This is a genomic window from Rhizobium grahamii CCGE 502, from assembly GCF_000298315.2.
GTDB classification, from domain to species: domain Bacteria; phylum Pseudomonadota; class Alphaproteobacteria; order Rhizobiales; family Rhizobiaceae; genus Rhizobium; species Rhizobium grahamii.
Map to the genome: position 1 here is coordinate 191,890 of NZ_AEYE02000011.1, position 19,080 is coordinate 210,969.

A 19,080-nucleotide genomic window follows, 5' to 3' on the forward strand; every position below is an offset into this window, starting at 1 on the left:
CCGGCAGCTCCGGACAATCGCCGTCGGATGCTGAGAATAGTCCTGCCCACATCATCAACACCGAACCGACCGGCTGCGGCCGGCGAGAGGAGGAACTTTGCGAATTCTCCGGATTGATCGTGCGTCACCGAATGGTGACGACGGATATTCGACGGTAGCGACTTTCGACGTCGCCTTGTCCGATCACGTCCGCGTCCTTGGAATGCGGCTGGTCGCCGGGCCACGCGGCTCCAGACTTGCATATGGACCGAATGCAGCCGGTGGAAAGCGTTGCGTCACTTTCTCGCGTGAAGCTGCTCTGCAGATCACCCGCGCAGCAATGGAAGCCTTGGCAGGAGACCGAAAGTCACATGAAGCTACCAGCACCAAAGACATCGCCTGATCTAGACCTCGGCGACCTTCGCCGCACGCTCCTGGCAAATGGCTACATTCCCGTGCCGGTCGACGGCAAGCGGCCAAAGATAAGGGGTTGGTCGAAATTCCACCCGAAGCCGGAGCAGATTGACGGGCAAATCCGTGCCTTCCCAGACCACCGTAACACCGGCATCTTGTGCGGCGATGTTGTCGCCATTGATATCGACGCACCAGACGCGGATGCAGCGGAGCACTTGCGCACAATGGCTCTCGCCCTCCCTGGTGCATCTGAGGCGCTGCAGCGCGTAGGCCGCGCTCCCAAAATCACGTTTATATTCCGCACGACAGCCGCCAGGCGGAAAAAGATCACCGGCAAGTACATTGTAAATGGTCACGACTGCCAGGTGGAAATCCTGGGCGACGGCCAGCAGTTTGTAGCGTTCGGCGTTCATCCTGACACCGGAAACCCGTACCAGTGGGTGAGCGCATCACCCCTAGACGTTCCATTCTACACCCTGCCCGAGATTGACGCTGAAACCATCGACGGTTTCGTCGCTGACGCTGATCTCTACTTGGCCTCCGTCGGCGTCGCCGTGAGCAAGAAAGCAGAGCCGCATGTCGCACAGGCGATTGGCGGCAGTTTCTGGAGACAGGTCAATTCTGCGGCTCTTGCTGATCCTGATCGATGGGTAAGCAACCTATTTCCGTATGCCCGGCAGGAGGCTGGGACCGGTGCATGGCGCGTCACGTCGGAGGATTTGGGACGCTCTCTTGAGGAGGACATCTCGATCCATCCAGATGGCATTCAGGACTTCGGCACCGAAAAAACGTGCACGGCGATCGAACTCGTGATGGATTTTGGTGGTGCGCCCACCGCGAAACATGCAGCCTTCTGGCTGTGTGAACGGCTGGCGCGGGACCCTGTTGACTTCGGATGGCAACAAGACCTCGGCGTGAGGATGACGCTTGGGTCTTTGAAAAAGCAGCCCATCGCCGCGGCGAACGATGACGAGCCCGATGAAGAGAATGACGCTGAGCAGAAGGTAGCCATGCCTTCGGTCGCCGGTCTCCCTGAGCATCTTTGCTATCCACCAGGGGCCGTCGGCGAGTTCGCGAAGTTCATCGTTGGCTGCGCTCGTTTTCCGTCGCCCCACCTAGCTCTGGTGGCAAGTCTTGCGTTCACTGCTGGTCTGATTGGCCGACGGTTCAAAGGACCGACCGGTCTCAGGTCGAACATCTACCTCGTCGGACTAGCAGAGTCAGGGTTTGGCAAAGACGCGACCATTCGCGCGTCCGCTGCTTTGGCCGACAGCACGAGTTGGGGGTCCAAGGTGTCCGAATGGCTGTTCATGGATCAGATCCGAAGCCTCCCTGGCCTGACCAATAAGCTTCGGAAATCCCCAAGCTCGGTATGTATCCAGGACGAGTTTGGCCGGTGGTTGGCAGATCACACAGGGAGGAACGTCGCCACCCATCGAGCTGAAATTGCAAGTGCGTTGATGGAGCTCACAGGTGCGCCTCAAGGCTTCTGGGGCGGCCAAGAGAAGGCTGCTGGAAACGTTGCGCGCATCGTTGCCCCATGTTTCACGCTGCATGGCATTTCGACGCCGTCGACCTTCTGGAGCGCCCTATCAAGCGGAAACATAAGCGAGGGTTTACTCGGCCGACTGGTTCTAATTGACGTTGGCTCGGCCGAGCCGGTCAAGGTTCGGCGACCGGCGAACAGCATAGAAGATATTCCGCAGGCGCTTTCGAACAGAGTTGCCGATCTCCTCGGCCTTTCAGCAGGGCGGTTCACTGGGCCATTCTTTGCGCTGAACGCTAAGTCCGACGAAAAGCCGAGCCCCATCATGACTGCCGAATGGGGCTACGGGGTGGACGACATCTTCGAAGAGTTCGACGATCGGATTCGGTCAATGAAGACATCGATTGACCCACAGTACCGCCCGATCTTGAATCGGGTGGGGGAAAATGCTGCTCGCCTAGCTTTGATCGTCGCTGTCGGCTGCGATCCGAAAGAGCCTGTGATTACAGCGGAAATTCAGGAGTGGGCGAACGCGGTTGCGGAGAACTCCCTACAGACAATTCTCCGCGGCGCGGATCACCATATCGCAGACAACGAAAAGGCTGCCGAATACCTCCGGGTGCGCCAGCAAGCGGTAAGGCGCGGTTCTTCGGGGATCACCATGCGGGATATCGTCAAAAATCTCCGCGGCGCGATCGATCGGAGGCGACTGGATGACATCGTCTCGATGCTTCGCCAGGCGAGGGAGGTCCATCTCGCCAAGCTGACGACCGATAGTGGGCAGACGAAGGTGCGGTTTTGGGCAGCTGAATTTATCCCCAAAGGCGCATTGATCATCCCAGTCGAGGGTGGGTGAAAGACCGGGTTCAAGGACGGGTATGAGCATGGGGGAAGACTGGGTGCAATCTTAGTCGCTCAGGAAATTCAGTGGTGATTTCACCCCAGTCTTCACCCACCCTTCACCCCAGTCTTGCACCCACCCTTTACCCCACTCTTGCGTTTAAAAAATACAATAAAAACAATAACATATATAAGGATGGGTACAACAGTACTGGGGGTACGTCCCCGGAGAGGTTTTAACGGCACAAAAACGCAACGCACTCACGCGCGCGAAGGAGGGAAGACACTGGTGAAAATACAGGAAGCGAAAAATGGGAAGACGGTCGTCCATGACCTCGACCCCTCGCAGGTCGATAGCTTGGACGAGATATCGGGCGACGAGCAATTAGCGCTGGTCTGGTGCGAAACGCACCGAACTTGGGAGTGGCATTGGGTCGAACGCACCGAACTTGGAGGGTATTGAAAATGAGCTCAGCAGCAGAAGCATTCGCAGCCAAGCATGACATCGCAGCCACGGGATCCGACGTTGCTCGAATTCGCAATTCGCTACAGCGGTTCTATGAAGCGGTAGCCGCCGCACAGCCCGTCGCCGATACCTACGTTCAACAGTACCACGGCGATAGCATCCGCGCGGCCTTCCTGAGGCACAACCCACTGGCGGGGCAGGGACACGGCGCCGCCGTTGCGATGGCCGAAATGCCATCAGCGTGGCCGACCAAGTATCGGGCATCGGTTGCCTACCACCTTTCACCGCTTCTCGAAGAAGTTGTGAACTCATGAGCCGACGCATTCGAACTGCCGAGCAATCCGCTCGGCGCGAAACCGCAATTGCGAAAGAGGCGATACTCACTGCTGTTGCTGACGGCACAGCCCCAAGGGATCCGCGAGCCAGAGGCGACCATTATCGCAGGCACCTCACCGATGCTCACCGGACGATCGGTATCCTTCAAAACCGCATCGCGGAACTGGAGGCCGAGAAGGCCAAGATCAAGCGGCAGGCCGAATACGATTTGTCGCTTTGCGTCACCCGGAGGGAGGCGGAGGAGGGAAGGCTCGGCGCTTTCAGGCTCGCCAAGGGCCTTGCCGTAAACCTCGCAGAGCCTGACGACGTGCCAAATCACCTGTCGGAGGCCATTTGGAATCTGCCAGACCCGAAACCGAAGTGGAGCCGCTAATGACCAAAGCACGTGACTTTTCGCAACTGGCCAGCCTGCTGGCTGAGCAAACCGCGTCGCCGGCCAAAAAGGCTGCAACGGCGACAGTCACTAAGGTCCGCGCACCGGCCAATGACAATAAGCCTGTTACGGAGGTTCTGGCGTGGCCGGCACTTGAGCGTCTGGCCTACCGTCGCGACGCAGATCGCATTCGCGGACTCCAACGCTGGCGTTACTTGTTGTTCCCCAAGGAAATGGTGATCCTCGACGAGGACGATGACAAGAACGAAGAGGCCACAATCGAAATCCGCCCGTCGGAGGCAGAACTGATGGCCGGAGTAGGGCGGGCAGTGATTGGCCGCGAGCGGTGGCATTGGACGCGGAAAATGGTGAACGCCTATAGCGACACGCCAGAGCCATCCACGCAGTACCGCACCAACCGAAATGGTGCCTTGGAAGCGCAGATCGGCAACCTCCTTTTCCGCAAGGGCGAGCTCGTCCAATGGGCTGTCACCAAGAAGGGACGTCCGCTGGGTCCAGTCGAGCGATCTCGCGGAGTCAAGGGTTCCGCAAAGGCTGAGCGATCCGCGAGCGGCATCCGCAGCTACCTCGCATTGACTGGCGCTATCTCTCCGTTCACGGCCGAACCGTACCACCGCCCAATGTCAGGAGCCTCCGCACTGGGCGATTGCTACCAGCCGTCTAGCCAGGCGGCGAAGGCACGGGCGATACTGAAGCAGTTGGGAGTCGATGGATCAGTGAGTTTCAAGGATCTGCCGTTTCCATCTACACGTTCCCCCACAGCCATCGCTAAAGGGGCATTCTTCTTCGGTGGAATCAAAGCGCCAACCCCAACAGCGTCCACGCCGGCAGCGCGGGAGCCCGAACTAATCAGCCGCGCGGAAGGGCTTAGCCTTGAGCGCTATCTGCGCAGTAGATTGGGCGATCATGCTCGCATACTCGATATGGCGATCACGCACGCATCATCGGCAGTCGAGATCGGCACTGCTACGGGATTGTCACCAGCCTACGCCGAAAAGCGCGGCGGAACACTCATCGACGAAGCGATCGATGCGCTGATCCTCCTGCTGCGTGAGGTCGAAGGCGATAAACCTTTCGCAGGAGAAGAAAAAATCGCGGCTTGATGTCCAATGAAGCCGCGCGCCACCCCGTATTTTATTGAAGGGTTCTAAAACCCAGCGGCCGCCTCGTGCGGCCGTTTCTGTTTGAGGCGCCATCAAACGCGGACGCTATAAGCTCGCGAGTTCGATAGGGACTGCCTCGATCCTATTCATCTGTAGCCGATGCCTCTTGCTTTCTTGCAAGGAGCTCACGGATGATCTGGTCACCTAGGTGGCGCGTGTTCTTCGGCGTTCCCGTGCTGTTGAAATGATCAATGCCCATCCCGGCCGCGATTGTTCGGAGAATTGGTAGTGCGGGAGTTATCAATCGTGCGTTCTGAACGACCTCTACGGTGCCGTTCTCATACTGTCGGATCTCGATATCACCGGCCATCGCTTGCTTAGTAATCAGCAGGTCGGTTCGCGGTAGCGTGTCAGCTTGGGCGGGAGATTTGATCGGCAGAACCAGCCTTCCGCCCCAGGTCCGCATTGCCTCCTTTGCCTGCGTAGCCGGAGCATCCATCAAAATCTCGATTGCTAACTCTTTGGCGTTCAGCTTTAGAACCATGACACGATCCACCAGATCGAAGGTGTTTTCGTTGAATGCTACAGGAATTTCTGAGGTAACCGTTTTGACGGAGATGCGCTCACCGGCCGCGCTTACGACATCGTAACCTCGTTGGTTGGGTTCGGTGGCCATCTGTCCATAGGTGATCATGGCTGCGTATAGCTCACCTATGCGGCCGGTGAGGTGGCTGATCTCGACCGCGGGCACTCCCCATGCCAGTTCTCGCTCGAACCAGGAAAGCGCCTCACCCAACGACTTGATAATTTCGAACTGACTTAATGCCATTCCCAGCTCCCGAAGGTGTACAGGAAGGAAACCTACACCAACATCCTTTCCAATTGCTTGGCGCTGCCTCCTCCAGCGACGAGCATTCCATGCGGCGAGTAGAGCTTAGATGCTCCTCGCTGCTTTCGGTTTCATATTGCAATTAGAGCAGCGCATCCCCACATGGTGACATGCGCTGAACCCGTTCCCCAAACGGAGCGCAAGGTCGGCTCGCCCCATGCACCGGGTGACCGACCACTTCACCAACATTTCAGATCACACGGCGCTGGCCTCTCCGGCGACGGTGGTGCGCGTGGCGGGTTGAGCTGGCAACACCGGCTCCCCGCCGCTGCCGCTATTTCATCCGGTTGGCTGCCTTGTCGCAAGCGTCTCGATCTGGGCCGTGGGTTTTGATAATCCGCTTTGCGTCTTCGGTCGAGATGCCGTGCTTCTTTGCGAAGTAGGCGACTTCATAACCTTCACTCGATGACACGCGGTCTCGATCTGCGCTACCGCGCTTGCTTTTGTCGTCTGCCATTGATTGCTCCTCCGTTTGCCGAGACTGAACGCGCGACGGAGTCTCGGAGTTCCTTTTGAACGACTATCGCAGCGAAGAAGCCCGCAAGTGGCAACGACTGTATAAGACATCTGCCTGGCGGAAGTTGCGGCACTATCAGCTCAGCATCGAGCCACTTTGCCGCTTCTGCATCGAGGCTGAGGAAGTGACGGCGGCCGAAGTCGTGGACCACATCCACAATCACAAAGGCGACCTGGCTCTTTTCCACGACCCATACAATCTCCAATCCCTATGTCGTCCGCATCATGATGGAACGAAGCAACGCCTTGATCGCGGAGCGGTGGACACGCGCCTCGATGGCGACGGTTGGCCAGAGTGGCGAAACGGTCATTGAGCCGGAGGGGGAGGGGCCGAAGGTCCCGCCGTCAGCGCGGGTATCGGCGTCGGGGGCAATTTAGTCTAAACCTGTAGAAAAAAGTTTTCGATCGGAGAGTTTCGATGGCGGCTCGCGGACGCAAGTCGGCGGCTAGCACGGAGATTGTGATTGCCTCCAATGTAGAGGTTATCAACCGTCCACAGCCGCCGCGTGAGCTCACTGCAGAGCAGGGCGCGGAGTGGCGGGCCGTCGTTGACCGCATGCCGGCTGATTGGTTTCCCCGTGAAACCCATGCCATGCTTACCCAATATTGTCGCCACGTGATCGTGGCGCGGCGCGTCGCGCAATTGATCCAGAAGGCTGAGAAAGCCGAAGCTTTCGACGTCGATGGTTACGACAAGCTTCTCAAGATGCAGGAGCGCGAGGGTAGGGCGATATCTTCGCTCGCAACCCGAATGAGGATCACGCAGCAGGCCACGGTCCGCGCTGAATCGGCACGGAAGCCGGGACAGATAACCGCTCCGTGGGAGGATTATGGCGAAGACGATTAGCCGCGCTGAGCGCAATATCCGGTGGCTCGAAAAGCACATTCGCATTCCTGAGGGGCGGTTTGTTGGCCAGCCGATTAAGCTGGCAGAGTTCATGAAAGATGACCTTCGCGCCATCTACGACAATCCTCATGGCACGCGCCGAGCAATCATCTCTCGAGGCCGTAAGAACGCCAAGACTACTGAGAGCGCCATGGTCCTTCTGCTCCACCTCTGTGGGCCCGAAGCAAAGCCAAACAGCCAGCTGTTTAGCGCAGCTCAGTCTCGTGACCAGGCAGCTATTCTTTTTGAGTTGGCTGCAAAGATGATCCGTATGTCGCCGATCCTATCGGCCTTTGCTGAGCCCAAGGATAGTGGCAAGCGCATTGTGTGCCGAGACCTTGGCACTGTGTATCGAGCTCTGTCGGCCGATGCAGCCACAGCCTATGGTCTTTCGCCAGTTCTGACGATCCATGATGAGCTCGGCCAGGTTAAGGGGCCGCGTTCGCCGCTGTATGACGCGCTCGAGACGGCAACGGCCGCTCAGGGCGAGCCGCTTTCAATTATCATTAGTACGCAGGCGCCGACCGAGGCGGACCTGCTTTCCGTGTTGATCGACGACGCTCAGAAGGGACGCGATCCTCGCACCGTTCTGCGTTTCCAAACTGCGCCAGCGGAGCTCGATCCGTTCACGGTTGAGGCTGTGCGAGCTGCAAATCCGGCATTCGACCTGTTCATGAACCAAGAGGAAGTCTTGGGCATGATGGAAGATGCGCGGAACATGCCGGCGCGTGCCGCGGAGTTCGAGAACCTAGTACTGAACCGCAGGGTCGAGACCAGCAATCCGTTCGTCTCCCGCAAAATCTGGATGGAAAATGCAACGGAGCCGAACAGGGATCTCGCCCACCGTCCGGTATTCGGCGGGCTGGACCTCAGCGAGTGCAATGACTTAACGAGTCTGGTGCTTGTGGCGCCGGCAGACGTCGATGGCACGACGCTCTGGGACGTTCGTCCTCACTTCTGGCTGCCCGGCGAAGGCTTGGTTGCTAAATCTCGCATGGACCGGGTTGGTTATGATGTTTGGGCGGCGGATGGCTTCATCGAAGCCATAGAGGGCGCGAAGAGCATCGAGTACGAACTTATCGCCAGGCACATCCGAGACGTTTGTGACGAGGTTGATGTCCAGAAGATGGCCTTCGACCGGTACAATTTCCGGCACTTGAGGCCATGGCTTCTCAAAGCCGGCTTCTCCGAGGGAGAAATCGAAGCGAAATTCGTCGAGTTCGGCCAAGGCTTCGTTTCGATGTCCCCAGCGCTACGCACTGCGGAATCGCTTCTCCTCAACAACAAGATCAGGCACGGCGACCATCCGGTCCTTACCATGTGCGCTGGTAACGCGGTCGTCAAAAAAGACGATGCGGGGAACCGAAAGCTGACGAAGGCGGGTAGCCGAGGCCGTATCGATGGCATGGTCTCGCTCGTCATGGCGCTATCGGTGGCGGAGGAATACGTGCCGACGGTCGCCGCAACGTCTCCCTGGGACGATCCAAACTTCCAACTAATGGCGGGATAATGGGTATTTTTGACAGATTTTCCCGCCGAAACGCGGACAACGCGCCAGAAACACGCGCGAGCATTGAAAATCCAACGGTGCCGGTGAGCGCGGAGAACTTTCTGGCATTCTTCGGCGTCCAGAGCGCCAACCTCCCACACGTCACGATCGACAACGCTCTCCGCGTGCCAGCCGTCTGGGCGGCTGTCGCGTTTCTATCGCGGACGCTAGCTGCGCTGCCTCGCCATGCATATCGCGATACCAAAGATGGTGCGAGGCGCCTGGGCGGTAGGCTTGAAACGGTCGTGAACGCAGCGCCGAACGACTCGATTGGCTCCTTCGGTTTTTGGCAGTGGTTCTGGCAGCAGGTATTCACCGGCGGCCGCGGCCTTGCCTATATCGAGCGCACGCCGCAGGGCATCGACTCGCTTTGGCCAATGGATCCCGCGAAGACCACCATCAAGCGTGTCGGCCTGAAAATCGTATACGAGTTTGAGGGCAAGACGTATGACGCGGGCGACGTAATCGACGTACCGTTCATGCGGCGCAGTTGCGGACTGAAGCACTACGGCCCGATCAACCAGGCATCAAAGGCGATTCAGCTTGCGATAGCCATGAATGACTACGGCAGCAACTTTTTTGCAGGTGGTGGCGTTCCGCCACTCGCGTTGGAGGGGCCGCTGCCGGCTGGCGCCGAGGCGATGAAGCGAGCCCAGGCCGACATCAAGCGGTCGGTGGATGCAGCCAAGAATGCCGACGAGCCAATCTTTCCGATCCCGGCGGGCTACAAGCTCTCGCCGGTCGGTATCGATCCTGCCAGGGGGCAGATGGTCGAGGCACGCCGATTTCAAGCGGAAGAGATTGCACGTGTGTATCAGCTTCCGCCGGTATTTCTGCAGGATCTGACGCACGGCACCATGGCGAATACCGAGCAGCAAAATTTGATGCTGGTTCAGCATCTGATTGGTCAGTGGGCCAAAGCCTTAGAGGACGAAATCAATCTGAAGTTCTTCGGACGTAGTGGGGGCTCTCGTTACGTGCGTCATGTGCTTGACGGGCTGATGCGCGGAGACTTCGCCACCCGCATGGAAGGTCTCGCAAAGGCTGTTCAGAATGCGCTTCTGACGCCCAATGAGGCCAGGGCTTTAGATGACAGGCCCGCGATGCCGCACGGCGATGATCTGTTCCTGCAAGGGGCAACGGCACCGCTGGGTACAGCAACGTACGGCCAGCAGAACAAAGCGGGCGCCTCCGCCGATCCGCCTGCCAATGACAACAAATCCGACGACGAGGCGGACGCCGCATGACCACCAATATTGAAAAGCGCAGTTATGTTGGCGCGGTCGAGCACCGCGCCGATGACGGCAAGCGTACCCTGATCGGCTACGCCGCCAAGTTCGAGCGGCTGGCCATGATCGGGAGCTACTTCCAAGAAAAGATCGCACCAGGCGCGTTCGCCGCTGCAATCGGCGGCGATATTCGGGCTTTGGTCGATCACGACCCAGGCCGCGTGATCGGCCGCACAAAGAGTGGGACGCTCAGGCTGTCCGAGGATGGCACTGGTCTGCGCGTCGAGATCGACGTGCCAGACACTACCGACGGAAATGATCTTTGGGTTCTAGTCGAGCGGGGCGACATCTCCGGCATGAGTTTCGGATTCCGCGTTACCAAGGAGACTTGGGACGAGACCGGTGACGTACCTATCCGCACGATCCAGGCGGTGGAACTTTTTGAAGTTTCCGCGGTCGCTTGGCCTGCATACGAAGACACGACTATTGGCCTTCGCTCTCTCGATGCGGCGAGGGCAGAAGGCGGCTCCGCGAAACACAATGCGGCGGCGGCGGCAAGACGCGTGGCCGAAAGGCGCGCGGCCTTGGAGCAACGAATTCGGGGCATCCGGCAGGAAGCTTCGTAGTCCACCCGGCTTTTTGCCGGAGGGCAGGGTTTCCTGCCATCTCACCCCAACGGCTCGCTTCGGCGGGCTTTTTTATTGGAGAATAGTATGTCCCTGAAAGAACTTAACGAGAAGCGCGGCAAGCTCGTACACGACGCCCGCGAAGCTCTCGACGAAATCAAGAAGAACACCGACGAGGGCCGTGCCGCTGAACTCGACGCTCGTCACGATGCCATCATGGCAGAGTTTGATCGTACGGAAAAGCTGATCGAGCGCGAGCAGAAGCTTGCAGACATCGAAGCTCGCTTCGAGCAGCGTCGCCAGGAGCGTCGTCCGATTTCTGGCGAAGGCGAGCAGCGTGGCCAGGACGAGGGCGACAAGCTCTCCTACCGCCACGTGTTTGCAAAGGTTGTCTGCGGCGGCCTCGACGATCTGAGCCCCGAAGAGCGAGCCGTACTGAAGCAAGGCACGACCAAGTTCGAACAGCGCACCCAGACCGCAGGCACGGCGAGCGCAGGTGGTTTCACGGTTCCGACTGAGCTTGCCAACGAAATCGTGCGCAGCATGCTGGCTTGGGGCCCGATGTATGATGGCGATGTCGCACGTGTGATCACGTCTTCGTCTGGCAACCCGATGAAAGTCCCGACGATCAATGACACCGCGAAGTCGGCAGGCGCCCATACGGAAGGCACTGCGTTGACGGACGACGGCTCGGAAGATGTCACTTTCGGACAGAAGTCGCTCGACGCCTATGTCTTCGACACCGAGTTCATCAAGTGGTCTTTCGAGCTCGATGCAGACAGCATCTTCTCGATGGAAGCCCTGTTGGCGGATCTGCTCGGCGAACGCTTGGGCCGTATCGCTAACGCTCAACTCACGCTCGGCACCGGCTCGTCTGCACCGAACGGCGTAGTTACCGCGTCGACGCTTGGCAAGACGGCAGCTTCTGCAACTGCGCTAACCTGTGACGAACTTATCGACCTCGAGCATTCGGTCAATCGAGCCTACCGCAAGTCTCCGAAGACGGCGTTCATGATGAACGATCTCACGGTTAAGGCGGTGAGAAAGCTCAAAAATAGTGATGGCGATTATATCTGGTCCGCAGGCGACGTCACTCAGGGCCGCCCGGCAACGCTGCTGGGCTATAAGCTCAATGTGAACGACAGCATGGCCGATATCGCTACTGGTCAGAAGACGGTTCTCTTCGGCGATTTCAATAAATATTTCGTCCGAAAAGTGGGTTCGCCCGTCATAGGCGTCCTCAGAGAAAGATTTTGGCCCGACCTTGGCGTGGCCGGACTCATCCGCTTCGATGGAGAGCTCGCAGACACGGCAGCAATCAAACATCTGATTCAGGCCTAATCAATAAGCGGGCTGGCCCTCGGGCTGGCCCGCCTCTTTTTCCGGAGGCGACATGCGCTTGAAAATGCTTACGGGCCTGTCTGGTCCGCTATTCAACCTCGCCCCTGGCGATGAACATGATTTCGAAGCGGACGAAGCCGAGCGCCTGAAGGCTGCTGGTTACGCCGTTGATGCCGAGCCCGAAGTCAAGGCGCCGGCGAAGAAGAAGGGCAAGGCCGATGTGGTATCCGACAACGATAGTGGATCCGGCATCGACGGAGCCGGTCAGTCTTGATGAAGTAAAGCGGCGGTTGCGCGTCGGTTTTTCCGATGAGGATGCGGACATCCAATTGATGATCGCATCGGCTCGCGACCACGCTGAGAAATACTGCAATATCACGCTTGCAGAACAGACGGTCGAGATGAAGTGCGACTGCTGGGCAGATCTGGCCCGGATGCCGGTAGCGCCGCTGATGAGCGTGGCGAGCATCGCTTATGTCGACACTGAAGGCGCTCCGCAGACTGTGGACGCGGCGGTCTACGAGCTCCGCCTCGATGGCCTGGAGCCATCCATTGTCCTCGCTTACGGCAAGCGGTGGCCGGTTGTCCGGACTGGCTCTCGTATCACGGTGACAGCGGTTGCTGGCTACGAGGACGCGCCGGCTGCCGTGAAGCATGCAATCTTGCTGTACATCGCTGACGCCTACGAGACGCGCGAGAACTCGCAAGAAGATGATTGGAGCGCTTTCGACGCTCTGCTTTCCAACTACAGGCGCGGCTAGAGCCGCAGAAGGATAACCGATGGCGGATATTTCTATTACGGCCAGCGCCGTGGTTGCCGGGAACGGCGCCGCAAAGAAGACTGGGACCGCTGGTGCTGCCATTGCAGCAGGCGATATTGTCTATCTCGACACCGTGACCACGGGCAAATGGCAACTGGCCGATAGCGACTCGGCATCAGCAGAAGCACGAGGCCAGACGGCCAATCTCGGCGTGGCCCTCAATAGCGCGGCTGCAAACCAACCGGTTGTCGTCCTCGTGAGCGGCCCTGTCACCCTCGGCGCAGTGCTGACTGCCGGCGTTGCCTATTACCTTTCGGACACTCCCGGTAAGCTCTGCCCCGTCGCAGACATCACCGGTGGCGACTATTACACACTGATAGGCCTCGCGGCGTCTACGAGCGTTCTTAACGTCGACCCCCAATACTCCGGCGTAGCGAGCCCGTAACATGGGGGCTGGCGCGCTTAAAGAACGCGTCTCTTTTGCCGTTCGAAGCCAGCAAGATGACGGATACGGCAACACCGTATCCGGCTTTGCCGAGCAATTTCAGGACGCGGCAGAATATACGCACCTCCGCGGCGGCGAGACAGTCATCGCAGCCCGCCTTGAGAACAAACACCCGCAGGTTATTCGCGTGCGCGCATCAACGGCTACGCGACAAGTGACCCCCGACTGGCGAATCACCGATGTGCGGACGGCAATTCAATACGCGGTTCGGGACGTGACGGCATCAACCGATCGAAAGTGGATCGACTTCCTTTGCGAGCGCGGAGTGGTTGCCTGATGGTCAAAGGCGTTGGCGATCTAAAGAAAACCATCGCCGCCTTGCCAAAAAGGGTAGAGGCGTCGGCGCGAACCGCCATGGAGAAGGGTGCGGAAGAACTCGTCGCAATGATGAAGCGCCTTTGTCCTGTTGATGACGGCGACCTTCGAGATTCTATCGGATGGTCATGGGGCAACGCACCAGCAGGCTCGAAAGTCCTGGCGCAGAGTGATCCTGACGAGCGTGGTTTGAAAATCACGGTCTACGCCGGCAACGAAAAGGCGTTTTTTTACGCGGCCTTTGTGGAGTTTGGTACTGCGCCGCACAATGTGGCGCAAGGCGGCGGGAACAAAAGCTTCTCGGGGACAGCAAACGCCCATCCCGGAAGTCCGGCCCATCCGTTTTTCTTCCCTTCGTATCGTTCGCTTCGAAAGCGCATCAAGTCGCGGATTTCGCGCGAGATGAAGAAGGCTATCAAGTTCGTTGGGCCGGTGACGGAAGCAGAGGCTGATTAGCATGGGTCCATCAATCGAACTTCAGAAGCTCCTATACGACACATTGCGAGCTAACACTGCCATCATGGCAGTAGTGGGCGGCGTGTATGACAGGGTGCCAACGTCGCCTTACGGCACGAAGAACGCCTACATTAGCTTCGGGCCATCCGACGTTGTCGACGACACCGCTGATTGTGTGACGTCTGGCATCCACTCGTTTCAATTGGACGTGTGGAGCAAGGCCGTCGGCCAGGTGGAGGCCAAGACGATTGTCGACCTCATCTATCGCGCACTTCATGAGCAAGAGCTTGTCCTAACTGACAACGCACTCGCCGAGATCCGCGTTGATTTCAGGCGTGTATTTACCGATTCCGATGGGCTCACCACCCACGGCGTTGCGTCGGTTACAGCCACCATCGAAGAGCCTGAAGAATGATTGGCGAGACCATGGCATGGATGGTTGTCCAGCAGGAAGTCAACTGGAGTCGGCCAAAATCGAAGCTCAGCTTCAATGCTAAACCAAAACCGGAGCCCCAAAGCTTCCCGCATGACTTTGTCGACTATGCCGTTTCGATCGGCCGAGCGACAAAGGTGAAGCCGCTCAAGCGGCAAGCGAAATCGGGCGAGTAGCCCTGACAATGGCCGCCAGCGAGCGGCTTTTTTATTGGAGAAACCAATGACCAGAGCGGCTACCGCTAATTTTCATCAGATGGTCCTCGAGATCGAAATGACTGCCGGTAGCGGCGTCTACTCGCGCCTCTGCGGCCTTACTTCGCGTGGCATCAATCGCCAGTCCAACATGTCGACTTCGGAAGTTCCCGACTGTGATGATGAATCGCTGCCAGCAGCCGTTGAGCGCGCTGTCCAGTCTCAAGAAGTCACGATTTCCGGCTCTGGCGTTTGGGCCAACCAGTCGCATGAGGTCATGCTTGACTGGTGGTATTCCGGCGCGACCAAGAGTGTTCGCGTCCAGCACGTCAACGCTGCTAGCGGTGACACCGAATACGAGACCGGCAATGCCTACCTCGTTTCGATCTCGAACCAGGCTGAGCGCGGCACGAAGGTCACGGCTGAAATCGAAGTTCAGTTCGACGGCATCCCGACCAGGACGGCTAAAGCCTAATGCGCGGCGCAGAGGAGATCGTTTGGCCAGGCGGGGAGCACTCTTTCCGCCTGGGCATTGGCGAGTTGCGCGCGATCGAGCAGCGCAGCGACGCCGGTTGTGCCGTTGTCATGATGCGGCTTTTGTCTTCTCAATGGAAGATAGACGACGTGGTCGGGCCAATCAGGCTTGGTCTTGTAGGTGGCGGGATGCCGGAGCGCGACGCGCAGAGGGCGGTTGAGGCTGCTCTCGACGTTGCGAGCCCCTATGCACTTGCCGTTACCGCGGCAGAAATCATCAGACGCTTCATTATGTGGGAAACGGACGATCAGCCGGGGGAGCCCGCAGCGGGGATAGCGGCGGAAAGCAACTAGACCCGCTTCCAAACGGCAAGACCCGCTGGTCGTCTTACTACGGCGCTGGAGCGGTCGTTGGCTATTCGCCACGCGATATCGACGACATGACGCTCTGGGAATTCGCCTGCTGCATGGAAGGCTATCGCAAAGCCCACGCAAGCGAAGAAGAAGCGCCGCCCGCCATGACTGATGACATCGCTGCGGATCTTGGGATTGAGGGTTTCTAAATGGCTGCCTCTGGTGACGATACCGCTCGCCTGCTTGTCTCCATTGAGGCGACAACGAAGAAGTTCGAAAAACAGCTTGCTTCGATCGCCAAAACCGCTGGCGATACAGCGAGCGGTATCGAGAACAAGTTCAAGAAGGCCAACGACAACGTTGCTGGCAGCTTCGATAGCGGCGGCAAGCGGGTTGTCCAGTCTCTGGGCGCACAGCGCGCTGCGATTTCGAACCTTTCGTTTCAGTTGAACGATATCGCGATGGGACTTGCCTCCGGCACGTCACCATTCACGATCATGGTCCAGCAGGGCAGCCAGGTATCGCAGGCCCTGCAAGGCAGCGGTGGGCTCTTGGGGGCGCTGAAAACCGTCGGTGGCGCGTTCGCCCAGATGGTCAACCCTGTATCTCTGGCGTCGTTTGCTCTCATCGGGCTCACGGGCGCTGCGGTCCAGTATTTGACGACCCTGAAGTCCGACGTCCCCGACACTGACAAGCTCCTGAAGGCCCACGCCGAGGTAATTAAGTCATTTGACGATGCCTGGGGCATAGCGGAAAAGGGGGTAAAAAAATACTCCGACTCTGTTCAGCAGGTTGAGCTCCAGAAGCTTCGAGACAAGTTCGGAAGCCTACAGAAGGCTATCCAGGCGGCCGGCAAAGACCTGTCGTCGGACATTCTCAGTGTGCCAGCCAGTGAGTTTGGCGGGGCAACCCAGACTGTTCTGGACTTCCAGCACGCGCTTTCCCTTCTGAGCCAAGATGTTCCCGATTTCCGGCAGTTCTCGATCGAGATGGCGAAGATCGAAGGAATGACCGGGATCCCCGATAATATCAGGGAGCTTGCAAAGCAGGTTCGCCTCTCGGCTCAGGAATCCATTCCGCTCCAGGAAGCGATCGAGGGCACGCAAAAGCGCCTCAAGGACGTCTATCTAACCGGCCAGCAGGCCAAGGACGCATTTGCAGCCCTTACTGCCTCGGCGATTGGCCTTGGCGCAAACGGCGGCGGCGCTATCAGCGATGTTGCCAACAAAATCAAGACAGAGCTCATTCCCGCTATGGGCAAGGCGCTCGAGCAGGTCGGTGAATACGCCAAGAACCTGAACGGACTGCAGGATCAGATCAACAAATCTGGACCGTTGGGCCGCCTGTCACCGCTCTTTTCCGGGGGCGGCAAGTTCATGAACGGCATGGAGGCCAGCAACTTCGACTTTAACGAGGCACAACTCGACGAAGTCGGCAAGTCGGCCGCAGCCAAGCTGATCCGGTCGTTCGAGGGCTTCATCACCAACGCCAAGTGGGACGTTAACGCGTTCCGCGTTGGCTTTGGCAGTGACACAGCCACGCGCGCCAATGGCGTTATCGAGAAGGTCACCAAGGATACCGTCGTCACACTAGACGAGGCACAAAGAGACCTCTCTCGCCGTATCGTCGAGTTTCAAGACGGAATCCAGAAGGCGATCGGCATTGAGACGTGGAAGAGCCTGTCGGACGGCCAGCAGGCCGCGCTGACATCGATCGCCTACAACTACGGCTCTCTTCCTGACTCGATCGTCAAGGCGATCCAGGATGGCGGCGGACCCGAGAAGGTGGCAAAGGCGATCGCATCGCTCACCTCTAATCCGGGACGACGCAAGGAAGAGGCCCAAAGCTTCCTGTCCGGCACGGGGATCTCGCTTTCTGACGCTGGCATTGTGTCCAGCAACAAGAAGACGCCCGACCAGTTGTTCCAAGGCGACGTCGCCGAGGTCCAGAAGCGCATCGACGTTCTTAACGCCGAGTACGCTGCACAGGCAAAGCTAAACCCGCTTATCAACGACTATGGCTTTGCTGTCGAAAAAGCTAAGATTCAGGCGCAGTTGCTGGCTGAAGCTCAGAAAGCAGGTGTGGCTGTTACGCCGGAACTCGCGGCGAGTATCGATGCTCTCGCGACAAACTATGCCAAGGCATCGTCGGCTAGTGAGGGATTGAAGGTTTCTCAGGAGCAGCTGCGCAAGTCCGCTGAAGAGTTCCGCGATCTTGGTCGTGATGTGGTCGGCGGATTTATCTCCGATCTTCGCAGTGGCAAATCAGCTGCCGAAGCACTGGCCGGCGCGCTGGATAAGGTTGTCGACAAGCTCATCGATGTCGGCCTGAACGCCGTGTTCGGCACGGGCGGAAGCGGTGGCGGTGGCCTCCTCGGCGGCTTGCTTGGTGGGGGTGGAGCAGGCGGCCTTCTCGGCGGCATGCTGATACCCGGCATTCTGCACTCCGGCGGCGTCGCCGGATCTGACGGCTACAGCCACGGTCGCTCGGTTTCGCCGTCCGTTTTCGGCGGTGCCAAACGATACCACAAAGGTGGCGTCGCAGGCCTGCAGCCTGGTGAGGTTCCGGCCATTCTTCAGCGAGGCGAGGTTGTCCTCCCTCGCGGCACGAAGATGGGTGGCGGACAGTCTGCAGTCCACGTCACCGTTGGCGTCGATGTCGACGGAAGCGGCAACTTAATGCCGTTCGTCAAGTCGGTGAGCCAGCAGACAGTGACCGAGGCCAGCCCGAAGATCGTATCTGCTGCCAATCAGCAAGTCGTTCCAACGATGGCCAAGTACCAGAACAATACGGCAGGGGGCGACTACCGAAATGGTTGACATCGTACATTGGCCGTTTTGCCTTCTCACGCCACGACAGGTGCAGGCGAATGTTGTCGCCTTCACCCGGTCGGGCGGCAAGTCACTAGGCGGGGTCGAGCCCGTCACCCGGACGGACTTGGGCTATTGGCAGATCGACTACGGAAGTATCGCGATGCGGAATCGCTACCGCGATCAGTGGCAAGCCTGGCAGGCTATCAGGTCAAAGCTTGGCGGCCGCTCAGGACTGATTGCTGTGCGCGTTCCTTCCAGTCTGTCGGCGCCATATGTTTCAGGAAAATTTGAGCAAATGGACGAAGTCACCCATGGCGATAATTCGTTGTTTGACGATGACACCGACTATGTGCAGGGAGCCATCTCGGTCGTAACCACGGAGATTGCTCCGATCGGGTCGACTGAGATCAAACTACGCATCATCAATGCGGCTTCTGACCTCGTCGGCGTCAGGTTCTCGTTCAATTACGCGCTCTATGAGACTGGACCTGTCACCGATATCACAGGCGACGTTTGGACAGTGTCTATCTCGCCGTCCGTCCGCGAAGTTATACCGGTCGGTTCCACGCTCGAGTTCGACCAGCCGACGTGCCTCTGCCACCTCGCTGAGGACCGCGGCATGGATGTTACCCAAGACGCCATAGGCAAGAACGCCAGCCCGAACGTCAGTTTCATCGAAGCGACTGACTATTGGAACCAGCTGACGCTGGGTCTGGTCTAG

25 protein-coding genes are annotated in these 19,080 nt (G+C 58.5%); 23 read left to right on the plus strand and 2 right to left on the minus strand.

All coding sequences use genetic code 11. The features are described from left to right. The first annotated feature begins 97 nt into the window (after positions 1–97). The 6 genes from RGCCGE502_RS09195 to RGCCGE502_RS09215 all read left to right on the plus strand — a co-directional run bounded on the left by RGCCGE502_RS09195 (position 98) and on the right by RGCCGE502_RS09215 (position 5,018). Positions 98–382: a hypothetical protein gene (locus RGCCGE502_RS09195; RefSeq protein WP_016553881.1), complete on the plus strand. Its 285-nt coding sequence runs from the start codon at positions 98–100 to the stop codon at positions 380–382. Next, a complete protein-coding gene (locus RGCCGE502_RS09200) occupies positions 351–2,735 on the plus strand; it encodes a bifunctional DNA primase/polymerase (RefSeq protein WP_016553882.1) in 2,385 nt (794 codons plus the stop codon). Before RGCCGE502_RS09195 ends, RGCCGE502_RS09200 begins: the two co-directional genes overlap by 32 nt. A gap of 273 nt (positions 2,736–3,008) precedes the next feature. After that, positions 3,009–3,182 (plus strand): hypothetical protein, encoded by a 174-nt coding sequence (locus RGCCGE502_RS36525; RefSeq protein ID WP_016553883.1) that lies wholly within the window; start codon positions 3,009–3,011, stop codon positions 3,180–3,182. Between the two features lie 2 nt (positions 3,183–3,184). Then, a complete protein-coding gene (locus tag RGCCGE502_RS09205; RefSeq protein WP_016553884.1) occupies positions 3,185–3,499 on the plus strand; it encodes a hypothetical protein in 315 nt (104 codons plus the stop codon). After that, positions 3,496–3,894 carry a hypothetical protein gene (locus tag RGCCGE502_RS09210; RefSeq protein ID WP_016553885.1) on the plus strand — a complete coding sequence of 133 codons (399 nt, stop codon included), beginning with the start codon at positions 3,496–3,498 and terminating at the stop codon, positions 3,892–3,894. Before RGCCGE502_RS09205 ends, RGCCGE502_RS09210 begins: the two co-directional genes overlap by 4 nt. Then, the gene (locus RGCCGE502_RS09215) at positions 3,894–5,018 is read left to right on the plus strand and encodes a hypothetical protein (RefSeq protein WP_016553886.1); all 1,125 of its coding nucleotides are present in this window, start codon (positions 3,894–3,896) and stop codon (positions 5,016–5,018) included. Before RGCCGE502_RS09210 ends, RGCCGE502_RS09215 begins: the two co-directional genes overlap by 1 nt. Positions 5,019–5,160: 142 nt before the next feature. Here RGCCGE502_RS09215 and RGCCGE502_RS09220 read toward each other — a convergent pair whose 3' ends face one another. Beyond that, positions 5,161–5,847, minus strand: a complete 687-nt coding sequence (locus tag RGCCGE502_RS09220) for a DUF6998 domain-containing protein (RefSeq protein ID WP_016553887.1) — start codon at positions 5,845–5,847, stop codon at positions 5,161–5,163. Between the two features lie 334 nt (positions 5,848–6,181). After that, positions 6,182–6,364 (minus strand): DUF3606 domain-containing protein, encoded by a 183-nt coding sequence (locus tag RGCCGE502_RS09225; protein ID WP_016553888.1) that lies wholly within the window; start codon positions 6,362–6,364, stop codon positions 6,182–6,184. A gap of 55 nt (positions 6,365–6,419) precedes the next feature. On the opposite strand from RGCCGE502_RS09225, the gene RGCCGE502_RS09230 reads away from it, so the two are divergent. The 17 genes from RGCCGE502_RS09230 (at position 6,420) to RGCCGE502_RS09310 (ending at position 19,080) form a co-directional block, all read left to right on the plus strand. Then, complete coding sequence (locus RGCCGE502_RS09230) at positions 6,420–6,737, plus strand: HNH endonuclease (protein WP_016553889.1); 318 nt, start codon at positions 6,420–6,422, stop codon at positions 6,735–6,737. A gap of 104 nt (positions 6,738–6,841) precedes the next feature. Further along, complete coding sequence (locus RGCCGE502_RS09235; RefSeq protein WP_016553890.1) at positions 6,842–7,270, plus strand: hypothetical protein; 429 nt, start codon at positions 6,842–6,844, stop codon at positions 7,268–7,270. Beyond that, a complete protein-coding gene (locus RGCCGE502_RS09240; protein ID WP_016553891.1) occupies positions 7,254–8,819 on the plus strand; it encodes a terminase large subunit in 1,566 nt (521 codons plus the stop codon). The genes RGCCGE502_RS09235 and RGCCGE502_RS09240 overlap by 17 nt, the downstream gene beginning before the upstream one ends. Continuing rightward, positions 8,819–10,105 (plus strand): phage portal protein, encoded by a 1,287-nt coding sequence (locus RGCCGE502_RS09245; protein WP_016553892.1) that lies wholly within the window; start codon positions 8,819–8,821, stop codon positions 10,103–10,105. Before RGCCGE502_RS09240 ends, RGCCGE502_RS09245 begins: the two co-directional genes overlap by 1 nt. Then, positions 10,102–10,713, plus strand: a complete 612-nt coding sequence (locus RGCCGE502_RS09250) for an HK97 family phage prohead protease (RefSeq protein ID WP_016553893.1) — start codon at positions 10,102–10,104, stop codon at positions 10,711–10,713. Before RGCCGE502_RS09245 ends, RGCCGE502_RS09250 begins: the two co-directional genes overlap by 4 nt. An 87-nt stretch (positions 10,714–10,800) precedes the next feature. Continuing rightward, positions 10,801–12,054 carry a phage major capsid protein gene (locus RGCCGE502_RS09255; protein ID WP_016553894.1) on the plus strand — a complete coding sequence of 418 codons (1,254 nt, stop codon included), beginning with the start codon at positions 10,801–10,803 and terminating at the stop codon, positions 12,052–12,054. Positions 12,055–12,106: 52 nt separating this feature from the next. Then, positions 12,107–12,328: a hypothetical protein gene (locus RGCCGE502_RS09260; RefSeq protein ID WP_016553895.1), complete on the plus strand. Its 222-nt coding sequence runs from the start codon at positions 12,107–12,109 to the stop codon at positions 12,326–12,328. Next, positions 12,273–12,815 carry a head-tail connector protein gene (locus RGCCGE502_RS09265; protein WP_040674255.1) on the plus strand — a complete coding sequence of 181 codons (543 nt, stop codon included), beginning with the start codon at positions 12,273–12,275 and terminating at the stop codon, positions 12,813–12,815. The genes RGCCGE502_RS09260 and RGCCGE502_RS09265 overlap by 56 nt, the downstream gene beginning before the upstream one ends. A 19-nt stretch (positions 12,816–12,834) precedes the next feature. Continuing rightward, positions 12,835–13,260 carry a hypothetical protein gene (locus tag RGCCGE502_RS09270; protein ID WP_016553897.1) on the plus strand — a complete coding sequence of 142 codons (426 nt, stop codon included), beginning with the start codon at positions 12,835–12,837 and terminating at the stop codon, positions 13,258–13,260. Position 13,261: 1 nt separating this feature from the next. Continuing rightward, positions 13,262–13,597, plus strand: coding sequence for a head-tail adaptor protein (locus tag RGCCGE502_RS09275; protein ID WP_016553898.1), 336 nt, complete (start codon positions 13,262–13,264; stop codon positions 13,595–13,597). After that, entirely contained in the window at positions 13,597–14,091 is a 495-nt protein-coding gene (locus RGCCGE502_RS09280; RefSeq protein ID WP_016553899.1) for an HK97-gp10 family putative phage morphogenesis protein, read from the plus strand. The genes RGCCGE502_RS09275 and RGCCGE502_RS09280 overlap by 1 nt, the downstream gene beginning before the upstream one ends. A gap of 1 nt (position 14,092) precedes the next feature. Continuing rightward, positions 14,093–14,506, plus strand: a complete 414-nt coding sequence (locus RGCCGE502_RS09285; protein WP_016553900.1) for a DUF3168 domain-containing protein — start codon at positions 14,093–14,095, stop codon at positions 14,504–14,506. Beyond that, positions 14,503–14,700 (plus strand): hypothetical protein, encoded by a 198-nt coding sequence (locus RGCCGE502_RS09290; protein ID WP_016553901.1) that lies wholly within the window; start codon positions 14,503–14,505, stop codon positions 14,698–14,700. Before RGCCGE502_RS09285 ends, RGCCGE502_RS09290 begins: the two co-directional genes overlap by 4 nt. 46 nt (positions 14,701–14,746) lie before the next feature. Further along, positions 14,747–15,193, plus strand: coding sequence for a phage tail tube protein (locus RGCCGE502_RS09295; protein WP_016553902.1), 447 nt, complete (start codon positions 14,747–14,749; stop codon positions 15,191–15,193). Further along, positions 15,193–15,546: a gene transfer agent family protein gene (locus RGCCGE502_RS09300; protein ID WP_016553903.1), complete on the plus strand. Its 354-nt coding sequence runs from the start codon at positions 15,193–15,195 to the stop codon at positions 15,544–15,546. The genes RGCCGE502_RS09295 and RGCCGE502_RS09300 overlap by 1 nt, the downstream gene beginning before the upstream one ends. Positions 15,547–15,755: 209 nt before the next feature. Continuing rightward, the gene (locus tag RGCCGE502_RS09305) at positions 15,756–18,365 is read left to right on the plus strand and encodes a phage tail length tape measure family protein (protein ID WP_016553904.1); all 2,610 of its coding nucleotides are present in this window, start codon (positions 15,756–15,758) and stop codon (positions 18,363–18,365) included. After that, positions 18,358–19,080 carry a hypothetical protein gene (locus tag RGCCGE502_RS09310; RefSeq protein ID WP_016553905.1) on the plus strand — a complete coding sequence of 241 codons (723 nt, stop codon included), beginning with the start codon at positions 18,358–18,360 and terminating at the stop codon, positions 19,078–19,080. The genes RGCCGE502_RS09305 and RGCCGE502_RS09310 overlap by 8 nt, the downstream gene beginning before the upstream one ends.